We start from the raw sequence: 22,389 nt of genomic DNA on the forward strand, positions 1-22,389 counted from the left end.
TGCGTGCAAAAAGCAAAAAGGGGAACAAAAATGAAACAGGATGACGGACAGCTTCTCTCTCGACGGCACAGCAATGTGCAACGACGCGATTTCGTTAAGCTGATGGGTGCAGGCGGGCTCGCCCTTTCTGCGGCAAGCCTTGGCTTTGCCTCTCGCCTTGCTGCGCAGGAGACCAAAACCGTGGCCTTCTGGGCGACGGCGACGCTGGACATCGGAGACAAATGGCAAGAACTTGCCGCTCAAAGTGGAGTTGCTCCTGAATTCACGGACAATGGAAACGATCTCGGTCCAGTTATCGCCCGCCTGGCCGCTGGCAACGCCAATGACCTGTTTGACGTCGGCGGTTTTCAGGGCGGTGCGGAAAAAGAACTAGCGCGCCAAGGCGCCATCATTCCGTGGGATCTTGCTAAGATTCCAAATTACGAGAGTGTCTGGACCTGGGCCAAGGACATTCCGTATCTGAAGCTTGAAGGCAAACAGTACGGGATTCCTACCGTCGTCAATGCGGACTCCATCATCTATCGTCCGGACAAGCTCGGCAAGGTCGACAGCTACGGCGCGATTTTCGATCCAAAGCTTAAGGGCAGGGTCGCGATGGAGGATGCATGGATCAACAGCGCCATCTTTGCAGCCATGTATTTGAAGGAAAGCGAAAACAAGCCGATCGCAGATCCGGGAAATCTCAGCGAGTCTGAACTTGGTCTCGTCATGGAGTTCCTGATCAAGCACAAGAAGGATGGTCAATTTCGTACGTTTTGGAGCGGCTGGGAACAGGGCGTCCAGCTCGTTGCTGACCAGGAAGTCGATGCCATGACAGGCTGGGAACCCATCGTTTATGAAGGCCGCAAGCGCGGACTCCAGGTCGAGTATGCCGCCCCTGTAGAGGGTTACGAGGGTTGGGGCAACAACACCGTTCTTCTCAGAGGTGCAGGCGATCGCGGCGTTTCGGATGCTGCCCACGCATTCGTAAACGGGCTGCTTGGTGGCCTCTATGGCTGTGAACTTGGCCAGGCGCGGGGTTATCTCGTGCCGACCGACAACAATTCCGCCTATGCCAAAGCGCACCCGGATCAATACAAGCCGGAGGAAGTCGAGAGGCTCGCCAATCACGTCAAGGCGAAGTTCGCTGGAAAGGTCTATTGGCAGAACGCTCGGCCGGACAACTTTCAGCTTTACGAGGAATGGTGGCAGAAACTGCGCAACGCCTAGACCCATTATCGGCAGCGACGATCTCCTTGTCGCTGCCGGCTACCTGGCTACCTGGAAGGAAGCGCATGCCCGGACCCCGACCGATGATTGCCACGCTTTTCATAATGTCACCGATGGCGGCGATCCTTGCGCTTGGGCTGGTGCCCCTTAGCGTGGTCGTTATCTGGAGTTTCTGGAGTTGGGATCCGCAGACCTACTGGATCAGGCCTGATCTGAGCCTTTCCGGATATGCGGCTGTGCTTGAAGCGGGGCGCTGGAAGGTCATCGTCTCCACGCTGGTGAAGGCTATTGCAACGGCATTGATTTGCCTTTTTATCGGGTATCCTACCGCCTATGCGGTCCATTTCCTGGCGGGACGCCGGTTGAGCGTCGTTTTGATGGCGCTTATCACCATTCCGTTTTTCACATCTTATTTGATCCGGTCTTTCTCGTGGCGGCTCGTGTTGGGGCGCACTGGTGCCGTCAACAACGCTCTACAGGACCTCGGTCTCACCGCAGCGCCGCTCGATTGGCTCCTCTTCAGCAATTTCGCGGTTCTAATTGGGCTGGTCGCTTCTTATCTTCCCTTTGCAATCTTTCCGCTGCTTCTGTCGATGCGCCGTGTCGATCGGACCCTCATGGCGGCGGCACAGGATCTGGGTGCCGGCTTCTGGACAACGGTAGCTACCGTTCTCTTGCCGCTGACGGTTTCCGGCGTTTTTGCGGGGTTCCTTTTTGTTTTCGTGATGGTGGTGGGGTCTTCGACCGAAGTCCAGATGTTGGGCGGGGCCGGGGCGTCAATCGTATCGGTTATGATCAACGATGTTATGCGTGTCGCAAACTATCCGCTCGCCTTTGCCATTTCGACCATCGTACTCGTGGCTATCTTCGCTCTGGTCCTGATCGGGAACTGGATCTTTAGACTTTCGTCCCTGTTCGAGGATCACGCGCCATGATGCTTCGAGAAGGCTGGGTCAATCACATTCTCCTCTGGACGGTGACCGTCGTCGGATTGCTTGTTATATACGCGCCGCCCCTTTATTTGCTGGCGGTTTCCTTCAATCCCGCCCTGCAGCCGGGGCTGCCGGACATGTCGAATCTGAGCCTGAAATGGTATCTGGCGCTGTCGACGGAAGGTGCGCTCGTCGGCGCTCTGGAACAATCGCTGATGATCGCGACCGCGACGGCGGTCCTTGCGACGGGGATGTCCCTACTGGCGGCTCTTGCTTACTTCGAGATACGCGCACAGCAAACGACGTGGTTCTTGATAGTAATCCTGCCTATGTTCGTGCCCGGTGCTATCCAGGGGCTGGCATTGTCGGCCGTCTTCACGCACTCAGGTATCAAGGCGTCCGGCCTGACGGTCATCGCCGGTCATTTGCTTTGGGCGATGCCTTTTGCGTTCATTGTCATCTTGACGAGCTTTGCTGCTGTGCGGCGTTCCTATCTGCTAGCCGCCGCGGATCTGGGCGCGACGCGTTGGTCTCAATTCTACGATATCACTCTGCCTTTGATCCGTCCGGGACTGGTCAGCGCTTTCATTTTTTCATTTCTCCTATCGCTCAATGAATTCACGCGCGCCTTTTATCTGGCAGGCCGACAAAACACCCTGCCAGTGGCGCTGTTCGGTAAAATGAACTCGGGAGCCTCGCCGGTTATCTATGCCATGTCCGGGGCGATTTTCCTTATTTCGGTCCTCTGCGTCGTGATCATAACCGTTTATTCCCTCCTGGCCGCGGCAAGAAAACACTCGGTGTAGTGACTGGAATGACGCGCTCACTCTGAGCCCAGAAGGTAGCCTCCAGGCGGGAACCGGGATCTCGCGAATAATTGCTCGCTACGACGGGCATTCCGCGTGCTCACTGAGTTGAGGAGAGTTCCGCGCTCGTTACCGGGTCTGCAAGAGGCCACATACTCACTCGAAACCTGGCGCGCGCTTTTCCATAGCCGCGAGGCCGATGGATTTCCTACGTGAGCAAGCCTGTCCAGGGCAAAAGTGCTCGCGCTGCCAAGGATCGGATGTAGCTTGAGGTGATTTAGCGCGGCGGACTGTTCCGATTAAGTAGCGTCGCCCTGATCATGTCCGCCTTTGAAAGCGAGATGGACTGGTCAAGTGCCGGTGCCGCCTTTCGGGCGTCATCGCGTCTCCTGAGGCTCTCAATTTTCTCTCCAGCTGCCAGCCTGTCAGCCTCGGACACTTTGTCGATCGGTGTCCCGTCGATGTCGTGGCGGACGGAGCCCCGTTGCGCGACCGCTAGAAGATACCTCTTTGAGTGGATATAAGCCCCCGTCGCGCGGCGTAGCGTCGAGACACTAAGATCGGGTAGCAGAAGCTGCCTGATTTGAGCCCAGAGTCCGAGAGCAAAAGGTCTGATCGGGTCACCAGCTTCCGCGGGCAAAATTGCGATCGGCTGAGTGAGAAGCGCATTGATTGCCTGCGCTTTCAGCACATCCGTATCGCGTGCTGCAACCAGGCTAGAGTTGCCTCTCGACGATTTGCTCATCGACGTTTTCTCATGCATCATTTTCTCCCCTGTAGCAACGAATATGGGCACTGTCACGGTTAACGGTATGTCCAAGGAGGGCGAAATCAAGATCTGAGATCGGCGCTTCGGTCTCGTCATTCAGGCTGGTCGGACGCGCTTCTTAATCCCATTGCTGCTTCTGCATCAAGACTCGCCGTTGCCCGTGTCGCAGCAGGATCCATCTCGTCTTCTGGTATTTGTCGGCATTCGGTTGCGTCGAAACTCCTGGAACTAGAAGGCTATGACAACCCGCATCCTCCGCCGCACAGAGTCGACAAAGCCTTTAAGGTCTCTTTCTCCAACATCAGCCTGCCCGGCAAGCGGATACCGGCGACGTAACGAGTTTGCTCTTCAATGTCGCTTTTCAGAAAGCGGCGGCGGTTCGCCGATTGCCACCGGCGACCCCGCCGTTGGCGAGTAACATAGCCTGCTGCCACCAGCGGCTCGATAAGTTGAACCTGCTGTTCAGTGCGACCAGCAGGAGACCGCAAACAGATACGTCGCACTACTTCGGAAACTCCACAGCCGCGATGCAAAAAAGACTTGCGAAAGGCCTGCAAACTTCCGCTCGGTCGGACGTATTCTCATGCTACCATTGTTAGGAGTGCGTGGGTGATGATTCCAGATCAGCATCTATCCCCGGCTCAGCAGGTCCATGTGGAATGTCGCGTCGAGTGAACTCATGAAACCTTCAACACAATGCATGTGCTCGGACATTACCCGGCGCACAGCTTGGGCGTCCCCGCGCCTCAACGCATCCAGTAGGCTGATGTGAGCACCGATGTTGTGTTGGCCAAATTCTGCATGCTCTCTAAGGCTGTCGGTTCGTCGGATGACGAGGTCCCGGGCCAGAGCGTTCAAGAAGCGACACATCAACACGAGTATCGGATTGTCGCAAGCCTCGCACAATATGTCGTGGAACTCGATCTCAACGATGCGACTGGTCTCCCGATCGTCTATCCGGGAGGCCTCAATGCAGGTGTCGATATTGGCTTGAAGCCTCATGATTTGCCCCTCATTTAGCCGGCCGACCACGTTTTCCGCTATCATCACCTCGAGCGTTTTGCGTAGCTCGTAGACATCCTTGAAGTCGAGATCCTGGAAGTGGAAATACTGGCGCATCTGCTGGATGACCGTTCCCATCGATGTCGCCTGGATTTCCGGACCGCCATTTGGCCCCGCCTGCATGACCAGCAGGCCTTCAACCTCAAGAGCCTTAAGCGCTTCGCGGATCGTACCTTTCGAGCACCCGTAGTGCTGCATCAGTACCTTTTCCGGCGGCAGGCGGTCCTTTGGTCCCAGGTTGTCGCGTGCGATCCAGCGGCGAAGATCCTCCGCGACCTGATCGGACAGCTTGATCCGCCGCATCTTACGTCCGGGTTGAACGCGGCTTCCTGAGCCATCCTGCGCTGGCCCTGTCTGTACGACGGCGGCGCCATGCTGCGATTCGTCTGATTTTTGGCGTCTAGCCATCGGATTGCCCCCACGTCGCGTCCGCGTCGATTGGATAAATCGGGCGCCGCAGCTTGCGGAACGGGAACAAACTATAATCCGAGCCCGTCACGCCGCCACCGGCACATTCGATTACCGCCTTCGCTAGCGGTTCGAAGACCGGACGGCAATACATACGTGACTTCAGGATCAGATAAGTAGCCGATCGAGGTTCGATGCCGAGCGACGTGAACACAGCCTCGTCCCACGGCTCGTGGGTTTCCTCAGAAATCAACACGCGCGCGGTCCCGGTGTCGATGACGGCCGAACGTCCCATATCGCAGACCATGCCGGTGTAGATCGGGCCCGAAATTGTGTAACGGCCGTTGCCCAGTGCGCTGATTCGGCCCTTGAGCTTGAGTGACGGATGCGGAGGGGAGAACCCTTCCGTGAAAATCTTGTTGCCAACTTCGATTTCGATTTCGGCTCCCAAACCGGCTGCGAAGGCTTGTGCGACCGCACCCCGATCGTTGATGGGCCCCGCAACGACGCCGGTCAGCCCGGCCTTCAGCGCCGCCTGCAACACATCCATGTTCTCGCAGGTGCCGCCCGACATGCAATTGTCGCCGTGATCAAGTAACAAAACCGGTCCGTTGCCAGAACGATGGGCTGCGGCGCTGGCCAAGCTGATAGAATGGCCAAGCGTCTTCTGATCGTAAACGAAGCCTTGCCGGCGCGACCATGCTTGGCTCGCAACATCATCGGCGACGTTGACCGGACTGAGATGGTGTTCAGTTACTGCAACAATGCTCGCACCCGCTTCATGAATATCTGACGCGGGAAAGCCACCGAAGAAACTAACCGCGAGAACTCCAGGCTGTCTTTCTGCTCGAATGGCGTAGTCGATCACTTCGGCCATGGCGCCCGGGACCGTCGTGTTCATCATCAGCGTGTGGGCTATGAGTGGCGGCTGAGCGAGGGCCATCCTTGGTCTGGGTTCGCCGCAACGGATACGCTCCATGATCGAGCAGACGAGCTCGCCGGTCTCGAACATGTCGACATGCGGATAAGTCTTGAACCCGGCGAGTGCATCGCAGTTTGCAATCATGCGCGGGGTGATGTTGCCGTGAAGGTCGAGCGCCACTCCGATCGGAACACCCGGCGCCGTATTCCTTATTCTGCTCAGCAGTTCGCCTTCACCATCGTCATGGCTCTGCGTAACCATCGCGCCGTGTAGATCGAGCAGGATCATGTCACAGCCCTTCGACACGTCCGCGAGGATCGCGGTGCTCATGGCCTCGAAGGCGCTGTCGTGTACAGGTCCGCTCGGCCATGCATGAGCAATTAACGGGCACGAAATCTGGGCGCCCAAGCGTTCGGCGTAGGCGTGAAATGCACCCAGTGCCGCTTTCATTCCGCGCGACTCTTCCAGCGCCTGCTCGCCCCAAGTCGGCCGAAAGGCCGCAATCGGCGTTGGTATGGGCGAGAACGTGTTCGTCTCGTGGTTGAGACGAGCGATGACTATGTGCAATGAACTGCTCTCCTGTTTTTCCGACGTCTTGGCCCATCGGCAGCCGTCTGACGCCTATGCCAGGTCCGGCGCGAGGGATGCCGCGCGGACACGCCCGGCCTGGAGTTGGTCGTAATTGAGTAGCGCGTCGAACCGAACGTGTGTTTTTGCAACCGACCTTCCGCCCTCAATGGATGCAGGATCGAAGCGCACCGCATCCACGGCGGAAGCTCGCCGAACCTTGATGCCGAGCCCGGTGGCCGTCTCCACTATTGTCGCGCGCAGCGCGACCTCCATCATTTCAAGTGCTGTATCGTCTGGATGGCGAATATCAGCGGTGAAGCGGACCTCGCCGGGAATGACATTGTTCGAGGTCGGCGAAGCCTCGATGAAACCGACCGCCGCCACCGTACTCGGCACGCGCGATCCGAGTTCGGCCATCCTGTCAGCCAACGATTGGCGTGTGGTCGCGGCTTCTGTAGACCAGGTCAGCCGCGCGATGCCACCGTCAGCTGTGCCGCAGATCCTGGCTGTTTGCATCAGGCTGTCACACAGCCGGCCTGCGTCTATAGGGAGGCTGGACATGGCTTATTGTGCCTTTACGCCGAGATATTTGTCCCGGGCTTTGCCGTCTGCGATGAAGTCCCGGGCCGTGGCCTGATAGACGATACGGCCGAGCTCGATGATGTGATGGCGGTTGGCGAGTGCTGTACAGACCGCGAGGTTCTGTTCAACCAGAAGGATCGCGATTCCCGCAGCGGCGATCTTGCGGACCTGATCGACGATCTCCTCGACGATGACCGGCGCAAGGCCCTCGACCGGTTCGTCGAGCATGAGCAGCTTCGGCCCGGTCAGGAGCGCGCGGGCGATTGACAGCATTTGTTGCTCTCCACCCGAAAGCTGCCCCCCACCATTGCGCTTCCGTTCTTCCAGCCGTGGGAAAACGGCATAGATGTCTTTGAGCGACCAGGGAGAGCCCTTGCGTTCGGCAATACGGAGGTTTTCCTCAACCGAAAGCAGCGAAAAAATGCCCCGATTTTCTGGAACCAGGGAAACGCCCGCTTGGGCTATGCGGAATGCGGATTGGCCTGCGAGGTCGCGGCCAGCCAGTTGCACGCTACCTCGTTCCGGGCTGACCAGACCGGCGATACTCTTCAGCGTGGTCGATTTTCCAGCGCCGTTGCGGCCGAGGAGCGTGACCACCTCTCCCTCCCCGATGGACAGCGAGACGCCCTGCAAGATGTGGCTTTTGCCGTAATAGCTGTGGAGGTCCTCCACATCAAGAAGGGTCCTCATGCGATATCTCCGGTGATCATATTGCCGAGATAGGCACGTTGCACCTCAGGGTCGTCGCGTACGACAGCCGGAGTGCCCTCGACCAGCTTTCGCCCGAGCCGCATCACTGTAATCGTGTCCGAAATGTTCATGACGATACCCATGTTGTGCTCGATGAACAGCACCGTGTGGTCGCGGCCGAGGTCTCGGATCAACGCCTTCATCTCCTCAATATCTTCGATCCCCATTCCGGACGTTGGTTCGTCCATCAGGATCAGCGACGGGCGCGAAGCCATGGCCATACCGACTTCCAGTCGCCGCTGCTGGCCGTGCGACAGCTCGCCGGCCGGTCGGTGGGCGACGCGGTTGAGGCCGAGCCGCTCCATCACCTCGTTGGCGGTCGCAAGCGCTGCATGATTGCTTTCCGCGCTTCGCCACGGCGCCAACGCTTGCCAAGGCGTCTTGCCCTGGGCGGCAAGTCGAAGGTTCTCCGTTACATCGAGCGTTGGGAACAGACTTGTTACCTGGAAGGAACGAGCAATGCCGTGGCGCACGCGTTGATCGTCGCGCGTGCGAGTGATATCCACGCCGTTAAGCGCGATCGAGCCGGAAGAGGGCATGACCCGTCCGGTCAAGGCGTGAAACATTGTTGTCTTGCCGGCGCCGTTCGGGCCAATGATGGAATGGACCGAGTTACGACGGATATCGAGGTCGACGTCGGCCAGTGCCACGAACTTGCCGTAGGAAACGCCAAGTCCGCGAGTGGACAAGGCCATGGCTGGTTCAGAATCTGGATTTATCATATTGAACGCTCCTCGGTCCGGGGTTCGCGTGCGCTTGCCGTTGTGCCGGCATAAGCGACCCAGATCCTTTCCACCAAGCCCCACAGACCCTTTTGCAGGAACAACGCAACGACGATGAGTGCCACGCCGAGCAGCAACAGCCAGCGTGGCCAGATCTGCGACAACCAATCAGCCAAGAGCATGTAGGCTGACGCGCCGAGTACTGACGCAAACAATGACGTGGAACCACCGATGATCGTCATGATCAGGATCATTTCCGAGGTGTGGTATTCAATGTTCGACAACGGTGCGACGCCGACCAGCATCGCGTGCAGAGCGCCGGCATAGGCGGTAACGGCGCCCGATATGGCGAAGGCCGCGGTCTTGAACGCCTTGACGGGGAACCCGATGGCAGCGGCGCGCTCCGGATTGTCGCGCACCGCAATCAGCGTGCGACCAAATGTTGACTGGGTGACGCGAAGCATCATGGCGAAAAGGGCCAGGAAGGAGACGGCAACGAAGGTGTAGTACGACCACGGGCTGTTCAGGATACTGCCAATCGTCGGACGAGGCACATCCAGCAGGCCGTTGTCTCCACCCGTAATCCCGGAAAATGTGTAGGCGAGGAAGTAGAAAAACTGCGCGAAAGCGAGCGTCAGCATGACGAAGTAGACGCCTTGCCGCCGGATCGACAGCCAACCTACGATGGCGGCGATCAATGCACCGAGAACGCATGCCAATCCCAACATCAGCCAGGTTGGCAGACCGTATCGGGTCAGCAGAATGCCTGCGGCGTAGCTGCCGACGCCGAAGAAGATTCCCTGCCCAAAAGACAGCAGACCAGTGTACCCGAGCAACAGGTTACAAGCCGCAGCAACCAGCGCATAAATCAGGATTTCTGAGGCATGGATACCCGATTTTAGAAAGACCGGGAGGACCAAGACAGTTGCGAGCGCCAGTGCAAATTGGACGAGAGGTTTGTTGATCGCCAGCATGGATCAAGCCCTCCCGAACAGGCCACGGGGCATTATGACAATGACTGCCGCCATGCAGATGTAGATCATCAGCCTGGCGCCTTCGGGCCAGATCGTAGCCATCAGCGATTGCACAACGCCGACCAAGACCCCTGCGACCAGTGCTCCAACATAGGAGCCCATGCCGCCGATGACCACGACGACGAAGGCGATTGCCAATGCTTCGACACCCATGAAAGGCTCGACGCCGCGAATGGGGGTGGCCAGTGCTCCGGCCAAGCCGGCAAGTCCGGCGCCTGCGGCGAAAACCGCCGTATTGATGCGTAGAGTGTCATAGCCGAGCAACGCCATGTTGTCGGCGGATTCAGAGCCGGCGCGCACGATCGCGCCGAGACGCGTGCGTTCGAGCGCCCAGTAAAGTGCAAGAGCCAAGATCGCCGTGAAGGCGATGGTGAAGAGACGATACTTGGGGTAGATGAAATCGCCCCAGATTACGACGCCGGAGAGGCCGTCTGGAGCTGTGACATTGCCGCCGAGCGGTCCCCATAGGATGATGACGAGTTCCTGGATGAAGAGCGCCAACCCTACCGTGACCAATATGTGGAATGTGTGGGGCAGTTTGTAGATTTTGCGCAGCAGAAGCGCTTCGACGGCTCCGGCCACGATTGCTACGATCGCGGCCGCCAGCACCATGGCCAGCCAGAAGTTCATTCCCCGCTCGACGAGGTCGTAAGTCAGATATGCGCCGAGCAGGAAGAAGGCGCCATGGGCGAAGTTCACGAATTGCAGAAGACCGAAAATAATGGTCAGGCCGACGGCAAGCAGGAAGTAGAGCATGCCGAGCCCGACACCGTTCAGCACCTGGAAGAAATAGGTCACCGGACATCTCCCGTGAGTATTGGAGAAAGCTGCACGGAACGCCCTGCCGGCGAAGCCGACAGGGCGCTGGTCGTCACCGACGTTACCCGAGCTTGCAGCCAGCGGCCTGCGGCGTCAGGAACGATTGGCCTGTCGAAACGATCTCCGCATAGTCGTCCTTGTCAGCCATGCTGGTCTTTGCGCGTGCCTTTAGCAGGTAGTAATTCTTCAAAACCTGATGGTCGCCGGCGCGGATCGTTTCTTCACCCGTCAGGCCGGCATAAGTCAGGCCCTCCAGCGCCTTGCGGACCGCAGGTCCGTCATCCGATCCAGCCTTTACCGCGGCATCGATCATAAGCTTCGTGCAAATATAGGAGCCGGCGAGCGAATAGTTCGGGTTGATGCCGTACTTGGCCTGGGTGAGCTTGGCCAATTGCGGATTTAGCCCAGCGTTGACCGTATGCCAGTATTGCGCTCCGAAATAGATGCCCTCGCAAAGATCGGCGCCGAGCGCTTCGAACTGCTCCAGGCCTGATGCCCAGGCCACTACAATGGTCATGCGTTCCTTCATGCCGAAGGATACGGCTTGGCGCAGGGTATCGGCGCACTGAGCGCCAAAGTTCAGGATTAGCAGCACGTCCGGCTTAGCAGCCAGCGCGTTTGTGAGATAGCCGGAAAATTCCTTCTCGGTCAGCGAATGATAACTGTTGCCAATCAGCTCCAGTTGTTTCTCTGCCAATACATCTCGCGTCGCTTTGAGCAAACCCTCTCCGAACACATATTGGGGTGTGATCGTGTACCAACGTTTCGCGTTGGGCAGCGCATCGATGATCGGCCGAACGCTTCGATTGACGGCGCCGAAGGTGGGCACGGACCAGCGGAATGTTGCGGCGTTGCATTCGCTCCCGGTGATTTCGTCTGCACCTGCGGTGGTGATGAAGCTCGACGAGCCCTTTGCCGCCTCCTTGCCCATGGCAAGCGATTCAGATGACAGGATGCCGCCCGCGAAAAGCTTTATCCCTTCTTGCGCCATGGCGTCCTGCACCTTGCGTACAGCCGTTGCGGGCTTGCCTTCCGTGTCGAGGTCGAAAGTCCTCACCTCACGCGCGTAGGCCGTGGATGCTTCCTCGGCGGCGAGGAGCGCGCCCATCGACGCAAATTTGCCGTTAGCCGCATTGCCGCCGGAGATTGGAACCGGGATACCAACCTTAATCGGATCGCCGGCGGCGCGGACCCGGGTGATGATTGCAGGGCTGGCAAGCAGGACGCCGGCGCCGGCGACACCCGTGAGAAATGTTCGTCTGTCTAGCATGGTACTTCCCCTTTTTTGAAGTTGTTATACTAACTATACGTATAATTATGATCGTTTGTCCAGATGCTTGTGTGAAGGTTCCGTCCGGGTCGGAAAAACGGCAAGCAACGGTCACTTCCCGTTGTGGATGATGGTGAGGCTTGGAGAATTCACATCTCAGATGGCAAGTTCTCCCCAGGCACACGAACGATGTCGGATGCGCCCGGCAGGGTCCGGCATCGAAGCTGAATTCGAAGTCTGCAATGCCGGACAAACGGACTAACAGTCACGACTCCCAATAATGCGGGAATGCGCACCCCTCGAAACTGGGCACGTCCGATCTCCAACGCGGTGCAAATTAGCAATTTGAAGATTTTGCAGCGGGTTTTGAGAGTACCTCTTTTCCGTCATGAATGCAGTCTGCGCCTATTTGCGAGTCATAGACTTATGATTTGGCCGCGGCTGTGTTGCTTTTCGCGGTCCGTCAGATAGCGCTCGGAGGGTACACGGCAGAAATGGCTTCTGCGCTAGACGTCGTAAATTCCGCTGTTGCAAAAGCGATTCCGGCGCCAGCATCTTGTGAGAATGCATGGATCGCCCACGTGTTGATAACGTTGTCGGGTGCAATTGTTGACTTCGCTCTCTGCCCGGTGGAAAAGAATGTTTGGTTTGAGAGGGAAAGCAACTCATGGGTGATGAGAACAATACCGTTGTCACAGAGACTGCACCGGCGGCGGAAGTGGCACCGCCCAAAAAGCGTCGGGGACCACGGCCGAAGAGCGTCGTTTTGGACGCAACAGCTGAAACACCGGAGGCAGATGCTGCCCAACCTGCAAGAGGACGCAGGAAGGGCGCAAACAAGTCGGTGGACGACGGGAAGGCTTCGGCAAAGCCGTCCAGGGCAAAGAACGTTGCCAAGAGCACCGGGAAGGCCCGTGCGACAAAGCAAAGGGTAGAAACGCCGGCTCCGGATCCAGTTCTCGACGACATTGCTGATCTACTTCAGCTTGAAGAAGAGAATGTGCGGCTCCGCAAGGCCCTGTCGCAAAAACTGCGGGCCGAGAATGCCGATCTGCGCAAGCGGTTAGGTCTTGCCTGACCATTCGGTGAAGGGCCGATCGAATTGCTCGATTGGCCCCCGCGATCGCATTCTGGCTGGGATTCCTTCGGGTATTGTGGGGATGGATGCGGATGGCATTGCTTGGGGTGACGGCGCACCATGAAATCACCATGGAAGTATCTGGTTCAGCTGGCGTCTCTGGGGCGGACGGTCAAGGAGCAGGACCGCCCGCATGAAATCAAGTCCGAGGAGCCGGAGGGAAGTGTTGCCGACCGGATCGTGGGAGCCTCGGACGACGAGGTTGTTGACGATCTCAGTACAGCAACCACCGACGCCGCTGATGTATCAGTTGGCCGAAATCAGGGAGTGCCAACCACCACGATCCACCGAGCAAGTCCCGACGAACACCCAGCGTCACCGCCGACCAAGAGGCAAAGGCGCAGCAGGAAAACGGGCGTCAGCGATGTTGAAGTGGCCGACATCGAATATGAAGCTGGTGGCACCCGTGCTCCCCCACGGCCGACAACCTTCATCGATGAAATGACAGTACTAGACGAGGAAATCAGGCAACTGAGACGCCGGCTGTCAGAAAAGTTGCTGTTGCAGAACAAGCAACTCAAAAAAATGATTGCGCGGTTTGACGCCTAAACTGATGCCGCGGCCTTGGACGTTGGAACTCGATGAAACCGTAATCGCGAGAGTTTTTCGTCGAAGTTAAGGCGGCGCACTGGTCCTCAATGACCAGACCATTCCCAAGTTGAGCCGCTGGACGACTTTCACTTGGGCGTAATGTTGAGGTTAGGAAGCTCGGGTCCCGCGACTTCGACAGAGGAGGACATTGGCCTTGAGGATATTTTGCTGTTCAATTTCCATCCAGCAATTGGAAGCGAAACAGCCCGAAGATGATCACCGCCAAAATGCCGATAAGGGTAACGCATCACGGTCATCCCGTACACAGCACGCTAATTACCGCTATCGCCGAAGCAAGTCATCTTGAGGCGGGTTTGGGCGCTGAATTTGACCAAACGCACAATTCCGTGAGCGGCGAGGATCCTTGCTTCGTAGGTGGCTTCCTGATGAAATCCAAATTGGATGCTTTCAAGGCGGCGAGCTTTCGCAGTGCGGCCGCATTACGAAGCCGTGTTCGAGATCTGTCGCGCTTCGTCCGACACTCCCCGCGTTGGTCTCAATAATTAAGGGGGTGTGGGCAAGTTCTGCCTAGGCTTCTAATTCCACCTTCCTGATGGCTCTCATGCCTTGGCGCATTGGACTTCATCTTCAGCCGTGGCTGACCATTTCTCAATGGCCGCGTCGCTGAGTCTACCACAAGTTATCAACACCATCATTGACATGACGTATGAAAGTATACATTATATCAAATAGCGGTCAGGGAGGGCGAGGCGATCATCTAAGTCGCCTCCAAGACAGGCCGGCGGACTGGTTTTGCGCCACAGGCAATTCAACGTCGCAATATGTATACTTTATAACGAACCATTAGTGAGGATCAATGACCGCCGCCACCAATCCGGCTAAATTGCCAAACAGCGCTCTCCTTGATGCAGTTGAAACTGCCAGCGCGAAATTTGCGTCGAGAAACCCGCAAAGTCGCAGGCTCTTCGATCAAGCACAGGGGTCAATGCCAGGTGGCAACACCCGAAGTGCGCTCTACTTTGATCCGTTCCCTCTTTACGTGATCGAGAGCTTTGACGCCCGCATCAAGGATGCGGACGGCCATGTCTATCTTGATGCTCTGGGTGAGTTCACGGCGGGGTTGTACGGTCATTCTGATCCGAACCTTCGTGCTGCGATCATTGAGGCAGCGAGCCGAGGTGTTTCTAATGGCGCTCCGGGCGAGGCGGAGATTAAGCTTGCCGAACTCATATGCGATCGCTTCCCCGCCATCGAGGCGGTGAGGTTTTGCAACTCCGGGACGGAAGCCAACCTCTACGCTCTGACTCTGGCAAAGGCAGCCACCAAACGCACAAAACTCGTCGCTTTTTCAGGGGCCTATCACGGGGGAGTCTTCGTATTCGGGAAGGGCGGGGATCTTGTCAATGCTCCGTATGACTGGACGGTCTGCCAGTACAACGAGATTAACAAGACCACCGCGATCATCGAGGAGCTTGGGGCTAATTTGGCTGCCGTCATTGTCGAACCGATGATGAGCAATGGCGGTTGCCTTCCCGCGACGCGGGAGTTTCTGGAGGCTCTCAGGCGAGCTTGCGACCGGGTCGGCGCACTGCTGATTTTCGATGAAGTGGTCACTTCCCGGATGGGCCCTGCGGGCTCGCACTCGCTCTTGCAGGTCACACCTGATCTCGTCACCCTCGGAAAGTATCTTGGAGCAGGCTTCTCGTTCGGAGCATTCGGCGGGCGCGCTCATATCATGGATCTTATGGATCCGCGGCGTCCGGATGCTCTGCCGCATGCCGGAACGTTCAACAACAATGCTTTTACTATGAATGTCGGCTATGTCGGCCTCAATGAAGTGTTCACGCGCGAAAAGGCACAGGCGCTTTATTCAGCGGGCGAGAGCCTCAGAGAAAGACTCAATCGCCTCGCGCAGGATTGTTCGTCCCTGGTTCAATTCACGGGTTGCGGTTCTGCGATGAACATTCACTTTGTGTCCGGTCCGCTCACCTGCCCTGAAGACTTGGTCGCTGAGCCGCGTGACTTGTTCAAGCTTTTTCACTTCGATTTAATGGAGTCGGGCATCTATGCCGCACGCCGGGGTCAGATCAATCTCAGCCTTGCGATGACCGATGACGACTTGAATCTGATCGAACACAGCGTGGCCCGTTTTCTGCAGCGCTACCGGCACCTCATCCGTGCGGAAGCAGGAGAGTTTGGGTCCCGGCCAAATCATGAGGATCGACTCTGAATTTAAGCATCGCAATCTGCCCGAGCAAGTTGCTGACCATGTCAGTAAGCTGCTGGCGACGGGCGAGCTCGAGCCTGGGCAGCGGCTTTACGAGAAGCGCATCTGTGAATTGCTCGGCGCAAGTCGAGTGCCCGTTCGCGAAGCGCTTCGGATTCTTGGCGCGTAGGGTGTTATTCGGACAGTGCCCAACAAAGGGGACCTTTATCGCCGACCTCGGACCCGACGATATGGCAGAACTGCTTGGATACGATTGTTGGTGGAACGGGTCGCACTCCGCCGTCTGCTAACGACGATGGCTATCGACAATCCCAACCACCCCAACGAATTGCGAGATGCTAGAACACATGCGTCGGGCTTCAAAACTAAATGATCAATTCGGTTACTGTCGATCGGACGCTGCGTTCCACGCGAAGATGGTCGAGTTATCAGGAAATCCTTTGTTGAGCCCCATTTGGGATGCGCTTTCCCGTGCGACACTCGTTCTCTTGATGAACGAGAGACAGCCGGATTTCGACTAAGAAGCCGCCATAGGAGACCATCAGCATCTTGTCGAGCTCATCGAGAGGCAAGATGCAGCTGCGATTGATCGGGAAATCGAATTTCACATCAATAACACTCGTGACAAGCGTCTTGGTCGCGCGTGCTCGAAAACGAGAAAGGAGTGCTTGTGATGAAGAAACGGCAACTTGGACGAACGGATGTCATGTTGTCGCCTGTCGGTATCGGAGGAGTTCCTCTTGGCGAGATCTACAAACGCGTCCCTGAGAACCATGCTCGCGAGACCCTGGATACCGCGTGGAATGCGGGAATCAGGTACTACGACACGTCACCGTGGTACGGTCGGGGTCTAAGTGAGTTGCGATTTGGACAGATGCTTCGCCAGCAACCGCGCGACGAGTTCGTTTTGTCTACCAAGGTCGGGCGCACGTTCCATCGACCGAACGATCCGGGTACGTTTAAGGGCGAATTCTGGGCCGGCGGCCTGCCTTTCGAGCATCGGTTTGACTACACCTACGACGGGATCATGCGTTCTTATGAACAGAGTCAGATGCGGCTGGGGCTCAACACGATCGATATGCTGCTTATTCACGATCTGGACGTCGCGGAAATCGGCTCGCCGGATCTCGTCAATGCTCATTTCACAGACTTGGAACGCTCCGGATGGCGGGCTCTCGAGGCGCTGCGGCACTTCGGCGAAATAAAGGCTGTCGGTGCGGGCGTGAACATCCTGGGCACCATTCCCGAGTTCGTGCATCGGTTCGACATCGACTTCTTTCTGGTGGCCATGCCGTTCACTCTTCTGGACCAGACCGTTCTGGAAAAGGAATTTCCCCTATGTGCAGACAGGAACATCGGAATAGTGATTGGATCGCCGTACGCTTCGGGCATTTTGGCGACCGGCACGGCGGTTCCCACGCCGTTCTACAATTATGTTCCGGCGACTGCGGAAATCATCGACAAGACGCGCCGAATCGAAGCGGTTTGCGAACGCCATGGCGTTCCGCTCAAAGCCGCCGCGTACCAGTATACGCTTCGCCATCCATTAGTTGCGAGCGTCGTATCGGGCGCCGGTTCAACCAAGCAGGCGGCCGAAAACGCAGCGCAGGTCGATGTGCCCATTTCAGAAGACTTTTGGAACGAACTGAAGACGCTGCGGCTACTTCATCCGCTTTCGCCATGAGGTCAATACAATGTCAGCTCTAAAGCCAGGCGATAAAGTCGCTTTCCTTGGCGTCGGCAAAATGGGATCACACATGGCCGACGCGCTTGCGCGGGCGGGTTTCGCCGTCACCGGCTGGTCTCGCTCGGTGGCCGAAGCCCCAGCCGGCGCACTGTATTCTGTCAGAGCCAGCGCAATGGATGCTGTGCGCCACGCCGCTGCAGTTGTCGTCTGTTTGCGTGACCAGCACGTCACGGAGCAGGTCCTTTTCGAATCGGGACTGGCGTCCGCGATACCGCGTGGCGCAGTTGTCATTGACACCGGAACTACGGGTCCGGAGGTGGCAAAGGAGCACGCCGCCGCATTCACCAAGTTCGGTGTCTTCTACCTTGACGCCCCGGTTTCCGGGGGCACCGGAGCAGCTGAGAAGGCGGCACTCTCGATCTTCGTGGGTGGGGGAGCAGAAGCGTTCGAACGCGGGCAGCCGCTGCTCAGCGCCATGGGGCTCGCCGTGCATTTGGGCCCGGCCGGTGCAGGTCAGACAGCAAAGCTGGCAAATCAGATCATAGTGGGCGTAACCATCGCCGCAGTCGCCGAGGGCCTCGCCTTTGCTGAACGCAATGGTATTGCTCCTCGTGAGTTGATTGAGGCGCTCGCCAACGGTTTCGCCGGAAGCAAGGTCCTGGAAGTTCATGGGCCGCGCATGGCTAGTCGCGACTTCTCGGCGCCGGGTGCAATCAGGCTTCATTTGAAAGACTTGAGGCTCGCAGCCCAAGACGACGGCCTGCGAAGTTTGCTGCACGCGAAATTGGTCAAGGATGGGTTCATGAAACTGGCTGCGGAAGGCCATGATGAGCTTGACCACAGTGCTTATGCCAAGCTCTACGAACTCCAAGCGGAGCCGGCCCCGTGACGAAGCGACTTATTGAATTGCTCGGGCTGAGTTTGGATCAGCTGCAAGCTTCCGGCATCGCGCAGCGCGTAGCGAGTGGACTGCGTTGGGGGGAGGGGCCGGCGTACGTGAGCGAGCTCCGGCTATGGCTGTTCTCCGACATTCCCAACGATCGAACAATGTCCTATTCCAAGGCCGCGGGCACCCGAGTATTTAGGTCGCCTTGCAACTATGCGAATGGGCACTATCCCTTGAAGTGTGGCGGATTTCTATCATGCGAACACTTGAGCCGAAGTGTGACTAGGACAGACCCGGCGGGCGAGGTTTCAGTGGTTTGCGACCAATACCACGGAAAGCGCCTGAACTCGCCTAATGATGTCGTCGAAGCGCTTGACGGATCGATATGGTTCTCCGATCCCACCTATGGAATCCTCTCGGACCTTGAAGGTAGGCGTGCCGAGCCTGAGCAATCTAGAAATCGCGTCTACCGGTATGATCAGCGAAATGGCGTGTTGACGGCGGAAGTTGATACACTCTCCATGCCAAATGGTTTGTGCTTCTCCCCCAATGGAACTCGGTTGTTCGTTGCTGACAGCGGTGCCGAAATGGGGACTGAGCGAGGTTTCGACCCCAATGGGCCGCGAGACGTCTTCGAGTTTGCAGTCGGTGCGGACGGACATGTCTTCGGCAAGCAACGCCTCTTTTGCCATATTGAACATGGTGTCCCGGACGGCCTGCGGTGCGACCCCGAAGGCCGCCTCTGGGTGGCGACGGGGCGAGGAGTTGAATGCTATTCGGACCGCGGCAACTTGTTGGGTTTGATCCATTCGAAGGCGATCGCATCAAACCTTGCGTTCGGCGGGGCCGGAAACGATGAACTGCTGGTCACCACGGAAAGCGAGGCTTGGTTGATCCGGATTTGTCAGGATTAGGCGGGGTAGGCTTCCCACCCGGCACGTTGGGCCACCATAAAGGCAGGACGGGATGGATCAAGGCAGCGTGCGAAGCGCGTATCTACACAGCATTTTTTCTATTCCCGATCTCGTAGGTCTCGCTCATTTGTTGGCCCTCCTGTCGACCCCGCCTTATGTCGGCTTTTGTTCCAGCGGGCTTGCTTGCGGTGCCGCTTTCGTTCGACGAGACGCTGATCAGCGCTTACGGCCGGCGACGCGACGACTCTTCCGCTGCGGCTCTGGGCGATCACGCACATCAGCTTCAGCCGCTCCATCATAGCGTTCGTTGGAATGTGTCCTGTACTTTAGCCAGGCAGCTTTCGTCACTCTCACGCGGGTCGAAAATTCGAAATGAAACCTCGAAATCGGATATAGTAGCGTTGCAATGGCATAATGTATACATTATAATTGGGCTCTTAAATATGCATGAGGTGCCGCTTTGGGAGAAGCGATGAGCGGAGCATTTAGGCTGAGCGGAAGGCAGCCCGGGGGACAATGTGGGCCGCTCATGGGTTTGGGCTCCTGGCCCGGTCGTCACGAAATAGTTGAGGAGTCAAGACATGTTGAGAAGAGTTAGTCCAGCAGAAATTTTGCCAAAGGACGGGCCGGCTACGCTTGTGGGGCGGGTCTGGTTGAATGCGGTCGATGGTCCCTGCCCGGTCCTGGTTGATGGAGACGCAGTCCACGACATATCGGAGCTCGGACCGACGATTGCGAGCATCCTCAATCTCGAAGAACATCTCCCTGAAGACCCCAACCGATTTCCCCTGCTTGGAAGGCTTGAGGACTTCCTTTCCGCGGGAGGAAACACTGGCCCGAAGGGCAGCTTGTTGGCGCCAAACGACCTGCAGGTCGTGAAAGCGGCGGGCGTAACGTTCGTAGACAGTATGCTTGAACGCGTCATTGAAGAGCGCGCGAATGGAGATCCCGCACTTGCGGAGGCGATCCGCAGCGAATTGAAACTTGTGCTAGGCGATCAGTTGGGCTCCGTGGTGCCAGGGTCTCGAGCTGCATTGAAGGTAAAGCAGGTGCTGCAGGCATCGGGAAACTGGTCCCAGTACCTGGAAGTTGGGATCGGTCCGGACGCGGAGATATTCACGAAAGCGGCACCGATGTCCTCGGTTGGGTGCGGAGCCATGATCGGGGTAAATCCGATGTCGTCGTGGAACAACCCTGAGCCTGAAGTGGTTCTGGCCGTGAACGCAAGAGGCGAAATCAAGGGGGCCACTCTCGGAAATGATGTCAATCTACGGGACGTCGAGGGGCGGTCTGCACTCCTCCTCAGTAAGGCGAAGGACAATAACGGCGCATGTGCCGTTGGGCCCTTCATTCGTTTGTTTGACAGTTCTTTCACACTTGCAAGCGTCGAAAGAATGGAAGTGCGCGTTCACGTGAGCGGTGAAGACGGCTTTGTAATGGACGGCACAAACGATATGACCCGGATTTCGCGGCCCTTGCCCGATCTTGTTCGTCAGACGATTAACAAGTCTCATCAGTATCCCGACGGGTTTATGCTGTTCCTCGGAACAATGTTCGCTCCTGTTCATGACCGAACAACTGCGGGATTAGGTTTCACCCATCACTCGAACGACGAGGTTCGCATATCATCTGCGACACTGGGGACTCTGCTAAACTGGGTAGGGCGGTCGGATGAAATTGCCCCATGGACGTTCGGCCTAGGTGCGCTCATGAGCAATCTTGCAAGGCGGGGGCTGCTTCGATGAGCTCGCCAAAAGCCGCTAGGCGGCTCCGGTCGCAAGATTGGTTCGACAATCCTGATCACATCGATATGACCGCGCTCTACCTGGAGCGGTTTATGAACTACGGCATCACGCCAGAAGAGTTGCGCTCCGGGAGGCCGATTATCGGCATCGCGCAGAGCGGTAGTGATCTGACGCCTTGCAATCGGGTCCATATCGAGCTGGCAAAGCGTGTGCGTGACGGAATCCGAGATGCGGGGGGTATTCCAATCGAGTTTCCGACCCATCCGATCTTCGAAAATTGCAAGCGGCCGACTGCCGCGCTCGATCGAAATCTCGCTTATCTCGGGCTCGTGGAAGTCCTATACGGATATCCGCTCGACGGTGTTGTGCTGACAACAGGATGCGACAAGACCACCCCGTCAGCGATTATGGCGGCGGCAACTGTCGATATTCCTTCGATCGTGCTTTCTGCGGGGCCAATGCTCGACGGATGGCATGACGGTGGGCTTGCTGGCTCCGGAACTGTCATCTGGCGTATGCGCCGCAAATACGCTGCGGGGGAAATCGACCGGGAGGAATTCCTTCAAGCAGCGCTTGATTCCGCTCCGTCGGTTGGCCACTGTAACACCATGGGCACGGCGTCGACGATGAACGCGCTTGCCGAGGCCCTCGGCCTCTCGTTAACGGGATGCGGCAACATTCCTGCAGCCTACCGCGAGCGCGGTCAGATGGCATACCGAACCGGACGTCGCGCGGTGGAAATCGTGTTCGAAGATCTGAAACCGTCTGACATCCTCACGCGCGAAGCGTTCCTCAATGCAATCCGAACGAACTCTGCTATCGGTGGCTCTACCAATGCGCAACCGCATCTAGCTGCCATGGCCAAGCATGCCGGCGTCGACCTTCGCCCAGAAGACTGGCAGGTACACGGCTACGACATTCCGCTTCTGGCGAATATCCAACCAGCCGGCGCCTATCTAGGCGAACGCTACCATCGGGCGGGAGGTACGCCCGCGATCATGTGGGAACTCCTGAATGCTGGCAAGCTGGACGGTCGCTGCCGGACGGTCACAGGCACGACCATGGCTGAGAACCTGGAGGGGCGAGAAGCCAAGGATCGTGACGTTATCAAGCCGTTCGACGAACCGTTGAGGGAGCGCGCGGGCTTCCTCGTTCTGAAAGGCAACCTTTTCGACTTCGCGATCATGAAGATGAGCGTTGTATCCGATGAGTTCCGCAAACGCTATCTCGAGTGACCTTGCCCCCAAGTTTTATCCAGTTTTGAGTTTGCTCCAGCGGTTTTGGGCTGCTGTATTGGGGGCGGTAGCGGCGGGTTGCGGTGCGGAGCCATTCCGGCTGCGCAGCACCGCATCACGTCGCGGGTTGATTGTCTGAGCGAACTCGGC

Annotated in this window: 21 protein-coding genes and 2 pseudogenes; 13 read left to right on the plus strand and 10 right to left on the minus strand. The window is 57.5% G+C overall.

Annotated elements, in window-relative coordinates; translation table 11 throughout:
• Positions 1-30: 30 nt before the first annotated feature.
• The 3 genes from IB279_RS35155 (at position 31) to IB279_RS35165 (ending at position 2,947) form a co-directional block, all read left to right on the plus strand.
• Complete coding sequence (locus IB279_RS35155) at positions 31-1,209, plus strand: PotD/PotF family extracellular solute-binding protein (RefSeq protein WP_192341055.1); 1,179 nt, start codon at positions 31-33, stop codon at positions 1,207-1,209.
• Between the two features lie 83 nt (positions 1,210-1,292).
• Complete coding sequence (locus IB279_RS35160; RefSeq protein ID WP_192341057.1) at positions 1,293-2,144, plus strand: ABC transporter permease; 852 nt, start codon at positions 1,293-1,295, stop codon at positions 2,142-2,144.
• Positions 2,141-2,947 carry an ABC transporter permease gene (locus IB279_RS35165; RefSeq protein ID WP_192341059.1) on the plus strand — a complete coding sequence of 269 codons (807 nt, stop codon included), beginning with the start codon at positions 2,141-2,143 and terminating at the stop codon, positions 2,945-2,947. Before IB279_RS35160 ends, IB279_RS35165 begins: the two co-directional genes overlap by 4 nt.
• A 277-nt stretch (positions 2,948-3,224) precedes the next feature.
• Here IB279_RS35165 and IB279_RS35170 read toward each other — a convergent pair whose 3' ends face one another.
• The 9 genes from IB279_RS35170 to IB279_RS35210 all read right to left on the minus strand — a co-directional run bounded on the left by IB279_RS35170 (position 3,225) and on the right by IB279_RS35210 (position 11,855).
• The gene (locus IB279_RS35170) at positions 3,225-3,713 is read right to left on the minus strand and encodes a ProQ/FINO family protein (RefSeq protein WP_246802259.1); all 489 of its coding nucleotides are present in this window, start codon (positions 3,711-3,713) and stop codon (positions 3,225-3,227) included.
• 633 nt (positions 3,714-4,346) lie between these two features.
• On the minus strand, positions 4,347-5,081 hold the full coding sequence (locus IB279_RS35175) for a FadR/GntR family transcriptional regulator (protein WP_210338775.1): 735 nt from the start codon (positions 5,079-5,081) through the stop codon (positions 4,347-4,349).
• 97 nt (positions 5,082-5,178) lie between these two features.
• Entirely contained in the window at positions 5,179-6,675 is a 1,497-nt protein-coding gene (locus IB279_RS35180) for a M81 family metallopeptidase (RefSeq protein ID WP_192341063.1), read from the minus strand.
• Between the two features lie 54 nt (positions 6,676-6,729).
• Positions 6,730-7,095: a hypothetical protein gene (locus tag IB279_RS35185; RefSeq protein WP_192341065.1), complete on the minus strand. Its 366-nt coding sequence runs from the start codon at positions 7,093-7,095 to the stop codon at positions 6,730-6,732.
• A 147-nt stretch (positions 7,096-7,242) separates the two neighbouring features.
• Complete coding sequence (locus tag IB279_RS35190) at positions 7,243-7,950, minus strand: ABC transporter ATP-binding protein (protein ID WP_192341067.1); 708 nt, start codon at positions 7,948-7,950, stop codon at positions 7,243-7,245.
• Positions 7,947-8,705 (minus strand): ABC transporter ATP-binding protein, encoded by a 759-nt coding sequence (locus IB279_RS35195; RefSeq protein WP_246802260.1) that lies wholly within the window; start codon positions 8,703-8,705, stop codon positions 7,947-7,949. Before IB279_RS35195 ends, IB279_RS35190 begins: the two co-directional genes overlap by 4 nt.
• A 23-nt stretch (positions 8,706-8,728) precedes the next feature.
• On the minus strand, positions 8,729-9,706 hold the full coding sequence (locus IB279_RS35200; RefSeq protein WP_192341071.1) for a branched-chain amino acid ABC transporter permease: 978 nt from the start codon (positions 9,704-9,706) through the stop codon (positions 8,729-8,731).
• Positions 9,707-9,709: 3 nt separating this feature from the next.
• Positions 9,710-10,564, minus strand: coding sequence for a branched-chain amino acid ABC transporter permease (locus IB279_RS35205; RefSeq protein ID WP_192341073.1), 855 nt, complete (start codon positions 10,562-10,564; stop codon positions 9,710-9,712).
• Positions 10,565-10,646: 82 nt separating this feature from the next.
• Positions 10,647-11,855, minus strand: coding sequence for an ABC transporter substrate-binding protein (locus IB279_RS35210; protein WP_192341076.1), 1,209 nt, complete (start codon positions 11,853-11,855; stop codon positions 10,647-10,649).
• 667 nt (positions 11,856-12,522) lie between these two features.
• Between IB279_RS35210 and IB279_RS35215 the strand changes: the two genes are divergently transcribed.
• The 10 genes and pseudogenes from IB279_RS35215 to IB279_RS35260 all read left to right on the plus strand — a co-directional run.
• A complete protein-coding gene (locus IB279_RS35215; protein ID WP_192341078.1) occupies positions 12,523-12,933 on the plus strand; it encodes a SyrB-like regulator in 411 nt (136 codons plus the stop codon).
• A 120-nt stretch (positions 12,934-13,053) separates the two neighbouring features.
• Entirely contained in the window at positions 13,054-13,542 is a 489-nt protein-coding gene (locus IB279_RS35220) for a hypothetical protein (protein WP_192341080.1), read from the plus strand.
• A gap of 859 nt (positions 13,543-14,401) precedes the next feature.
• Positions 14,402-15,775 (plus strand): aspartate aminotransferase family protein, encoded by a 1,374-nt coding sequence (locus tag IB279_RS35225; RefSeq protein WP_192341082.1) that lies wholly within the window; start codon positions 14,402-14,404, stop codon positions 15,773-15,775.
• Positions 15,759-15,941: a GntR family transcriptional regulator gene (locus IB279_RS38270; RefSeq protein ID WP_192341084.1), complete on the plus strand. Its 183-nt coding sequence runs from the start codon at positions 15,759-15,761 to the stop codon at positions 15,939-15,941. The genes IB279_RS35225 and IB279_RS38270 overlap by 17 nt, the downstream gene beginning before the upstream one ends.
• Positions 15,942-16,107: 166 nt before the next feature.
• Positions 16,108-16,293 (plus strand): FCD domain-containing protein, encoded by a 186-nt coding sequence (locus tag IB279_RS38275; RefSeq protein ID WP_192341086.1) that lies wholly within the window; start codon positions 16,108-16,110, stop codon positions 16,291-16,293.
• Positions 16,294-16,445: 152 nt separating this feature from the next.
• A complete protein-coding gene (locus tag IB279_RS35240; RefSeq protein ID WP_192341088.1) occupies positions 16,446-17,456 on the plus strand; it encodes an aldo/keto reductase in 1,011 nt (336 codons plus the stop codon).
• Positions 17,457-17,466: 10 nt separating this feature from the next.
• Complete coding sequence (locus IB279_RS35245) at positions 17,467-18,348, plus strand: NAD(P)-dependent oxidoreductase (RefSeq protein WP_256439318.1); 882 nt, start codon at positions 17,467-17,469, stop codon at positions 18,346-18,348.
• On the plus strand, positions 18,345-19,259 hold the full coding sequence (locus IB279_RS35250; protein ID WP_192341091.1) for an SMP-30/gluconolactonase/LRE family protein: 915 nt from the start codon (positions 18,345-18,347) through the stop codon (positions 19,257-19,259). Before IB279_RS35245 ends, IB279_RS35250 begins: the two co-directional genes overlap by 4 nt.
• 581 nt (positions 19,260-19,840) lie before the next feature.
• Positions 19,841-21,004 carry a fumarylacetoacetate hydrolase family protein gene (locus tag IB279_RS35255; RefSeq protein ID WP_192341093.1) on the plus strand — a complete coding sequence of 388 codons (1,164 nt, stop codon included), beginning with the start codon at positions 19,841-19,843 and terminating at the stop codon, positions 21,002-21,004.
• Positions 21,001-22,233, plus strand: a pseudogene (locus IB279_RS35260) (dihydroxy-acid dehydratase); the annotation flags it as partial. The gene IB279_RS35255 and the pseudogene IB279_RS35260, both read left to right, overlap by 4 nt.
• Positions 22,234-22,254: 21 nt before the next feature.
• Here IB279_RS35260 and IB279_RS35265 read toward each other — a convergent pair.
• Positions 22,255-22,389, minus strand: a pseudogene (locus IB279_RS35265) (IS3 family transposase); the annotation flags it as partial.

The organism is Ensifer sp. ENS06 (genome assembly GCF_014852205.1).
In the GTDB taxonomy this organism is placed as follows: Bacteria; Pseudomonadota; Alphaproteobacteria; order Rhizobiales; family Rhizobiaceae; genus Ensifer; species Ensifer adhaerens.

Bases quoted from the DNA above. Each gene is read 5' to 3' on its own strand.
- IB279_RS35200 (WP_192341071.1), bottom strand. From the start codon at position 9,706: ATGCTGGCGATCAACAAACCTCTCGTCCAATTTGCACTGGCGCTCGCA.
- IB279_RS35190 (WP_192341067.1), bottom strand. From the start codon at position 7,950: ATGAGGACCCTTCTTGATGTGGAGGACCTCCACAGCTATTACGGCAAA.
- IB279_RS35170 (WP_246802259.1), bottom strand. From the start codon at position 3,713: ATGATGCATGAGAAAACGTCGATGAGCAAATCGTCGAGAGGCAACTCT.
- IB279_RS35255 (WP_192341093.1), top strand. From the start codon at position 19,841: ATGTTGAGAAGAGTTAGTCCAGCAGAAATTTTGCCAAAGGACGGGCCG.
- IB279_RS35175 (WP_210338775.1), bottom strand. From the start codon at position 5,081: ATGCGGCGGATCAAGCTGTCCGATCAGGTCGCGGAGGATCTTCGCCGC.
- IB279_RS35210 (WP_192341076.1), bottom strand. From the start codon at position 11,855: ATGCTAGACAGACGAACATTTCTCACGGGTGTCGCCGGCGCCGGCGTC.
- IB279_RS35245 (WP_256439318.1), top strand. From the start codon at position 17,467: ATGTCAGCTCTAAAGCCAGGCGATAAAGTCGCTTTCCTTGGCGTCGGC.
- IB279_RS35225 (WP_192341082.1), top strand. From the start codon at position 14,402: ATGACCGCCGCCACCAATCCGGCTAAATTGCCAAACAGCGCTCTCCTT.
- IB279_RS35185 (WP_192341065.1), bottom strand. From the start codon at position 7,095: ATGGCCGAACTCGGATCGCGCGTGCCGAGTACGGTGGCGGCGGTCGGT.
- IB279_RS35160 (WP_192341057.1), top strand. From the start codon at position 1,293: ATGATTGCCACGCTTTTCATAATGTCACCGATGGCGGCGATCCTTGCG.
- IB279_RS38275 (WP_192341086.1), top strand. From the start codon at position 16,108: ATGCTAGAACACATGCGTCGGGCTTCAAAACTAAATGATCAATTCGGT.
- IB279_RS35155 (WP_192341055.1), top strand. From the start codon at position 31: ATGAAACAGGATGACGGACAGCTTCTCTCTCGACGGCACAGCAATGTG.
- IB279_RS35220 (WP_192341080.1), top strand. From the start codon at position 13,054: ATGAAATCACCATGGAAGTATCTGGTTCAGCTGGCGTCTCTGGGGCGG.
- IB279_RS35215 (WP_192341078.1), top strand. From the start codon at position 12,523: ATGGGTGATGAGAACAATACCGTTGTCACAGAGACTGCACCGGCGGCG.
- IB279_RS35195 (WP_246802260.1), bottom strand. From the start codon at position 8,705: ATGGCCTTGTCCACTCGCGGACTTGGCGTTTCCTACGGCAAGTTCGTG.
- IB279_RS35240 (WP_192341088.1), top strand. From the start codon at position 16,446: ATGAAGAAACGGCAACTTGGACGAACGGATGTCATGTTGTCGCCTGTC.
- IB279_RS38270 (WP_192341084.1), top strand. From the start codon at position 15,759: ATGAGGATCGACTCTGAATTTAAGCATCGCAATCTGCCCGAGCAAGTT.
- IB279_RS35165 (WP_192341059.1), top strand. From the start codon at position 2,141: ATGATGCTTCGAGAAGGCTGGGTCAATCACATTCTCCTCTGGACGGTG.